This is a genomic window from Corynebacterium sp. (assembly GCF_012838985.1).
GTDB lineage: Bacteria > Actinomycetota > Actinomycetes > Mycobacteriales > Mycobacteriaceae > Corynebacterium.
Window position 1 is genome coordinate 1 of record NZ_DUOE01000055.1, and the last position, 1503, is coordinate 1503.

Here is a 1503-nt window from a genome sequence, read left to right on the forward strand (position 1 = left end):
ACGGCGATCCTCATCGCCGCCCTGTCCTTCGGTACCCAGGCTGCGGCCGCCGGGGGAGCGGACCTGGCGCAGGCGACGGCCGACGGTTCCCACACCGCCTTCATCGTCGCCGGCGTCATGGCCGTCCTCGTGCTGCTGGCCAGCCCCTTCGTGTCCAAGGTGGCTGAGGAACAGCAGGAGGAGGGCCAGGCCTTCTAGTCCCTCCGGGCCCACCGGAGAAAAAAGAGGCCTCCGGGAATTCCCGGAGGCCTCAACTGCTGGGTGCCTCCCCTAGAGGGCGGCGAAGTTCTGGGTGGCGTACACCGAGCCGTCGGAACTGGTGGCCCAGCCCACGCCCACGTGCGTGAAGTCCGGGTTCTCCACGTTGCGACGGTGCGACGGGGAGTTCAGCCACGCCTGCAGCATGTCACGCGCTGCGACGGACTGGTTGAAGGTGCCCACGTTCTCAGCGGCCTTGCGCCACGACGACGGGTAGTGGTTGACGTAGGACGGGTTGTGGCGCAGGTGACGCTGGCTCGCCATCGTCTCCGACCAGGACTGGGCCACGTTGTCGAGCATGTGGTGGCCCGACAGCGGAGCCAGGCCGCGGGACGCGCGGTAGACGTTGGTCTCGTGCAGAAGCGCGGCCTGGATGCCGGAATGGTCGGCCAGGGCGGCGTAGGGGCTCTGCGAAGAACCGGCGAGCGGGTTGGCTGTGGCGACGGCGGGCAGAGCGGACATGGCCAGCGACGCGGAGAGTGCGACGACGGCGATATTGCGGGTACGCGACATGAATACTCCTCGTTAGGCGTTTCGGCGATGTTAACAGAATGATAACGGGACGCGCGGTGGCGCGCCGCACAGTGGGATTCCGGGTTGTTCGCTAAAGGCGTACATTGCCCTGACCTGCAGGAACCCCACGGACCTGGCACCCTCGCGGGGAGAGTGCAAATAGAGGGGTGGTCGTGAGCGTTAGAGTGGGGGACAAGTTAGACACAAAGGTTAAGGGGTAAGCACATGTTCGAACGGTTCACAGACCGTGCGCGCCGCGTCATCGTCCTGGCGCAGGAGGAAGCACGGCTGCTCAATCACAATTACATCGGCACCGAGCACATCCTCCTCGGCCTTATCCATGAGGGCGAGGGTGTCGCCGCCAAGGCGCTCGAGTCGATGGGCATCTCCCTGGACGCCGTGCGCCAGGAGGTGGAGGAGATCATCGGTCAGGGCACCCAGCCCCACACCGGCCACATCCCCTTCACCCCGCGCGCCAAGAAGGTCCTCGAGCTCTCCCTGCGGGAGGGCCTCCAGATGGGCCACAAGTACATCGGCACCGAGTTCCTGCTGCTCGGCCTCATCCGTGAGGGTGAGGGCGTCGCAGCCCAGGTCCTGGTGAAGCTCGGCGCCGACCTGCCGCGCGTGCGTCAGCAGGTCATCCAGCTGCTCTCCGGTTACGAGGGCGGCCAGGGCGGCTCCCCGGAGAGCGCCCCGGAGTCCGGCGGCCCCGTCGGCGCCGGTGCGGCACGC

The 1503-nt window shown here is 67.2% G+C and carries 2 protein-coding genes and 1 pseudogene; 2 read left to right on the forward strand and 1 reads right to left on the reverse strand.

Annotation, left to right across the window (positions count from 1 at the left end; all coding sequences use genetic code 11):
* A pseudogene (locus GXZ33_RS03365) lies at positions 1-198 on the forward strand (MFS transporter); the annotation flags it as partial.
* A 72-nt stretch (positions 199-270) separates the two neighbouring features.
* Here GXZ33_RS03365 and GXZ33_RS03370 read toward each other — a convergent pair.
* Positions 271-771 (reverse strand): CAP domain-containing protein, encoded by a 501-nt coding sequence (locus tag GXZ33_RS03370; protein WP_291339432.1) that lies wholly within the window; start codon positions 769-771, stop codon positions 271-273.
* A 225-nt stretch (positions 772-996) separates the two neighbouring features.
* Here GXZ33_RS03370 and GXZ33_RS03375 point away from each other — a divergent pair.
* On the forward strand, positions 997-1503 hold a 507-nt coding region (locus tag GXZ33_RS03375), incomplete at its 3' end, for a Clp protease N-terminal domain-containing protein (protein WP_291339433.1).

Excerpts from the sequence above, each read along its gene's own strand:
- GXZ33_RS03370 (WP_291339432.1), bottom strand. The coding sequence starts at position 771 with ATGTCGCGTACCCGCAATATCGCCGTCGTCGCACTCTCCGCGTCGCTG.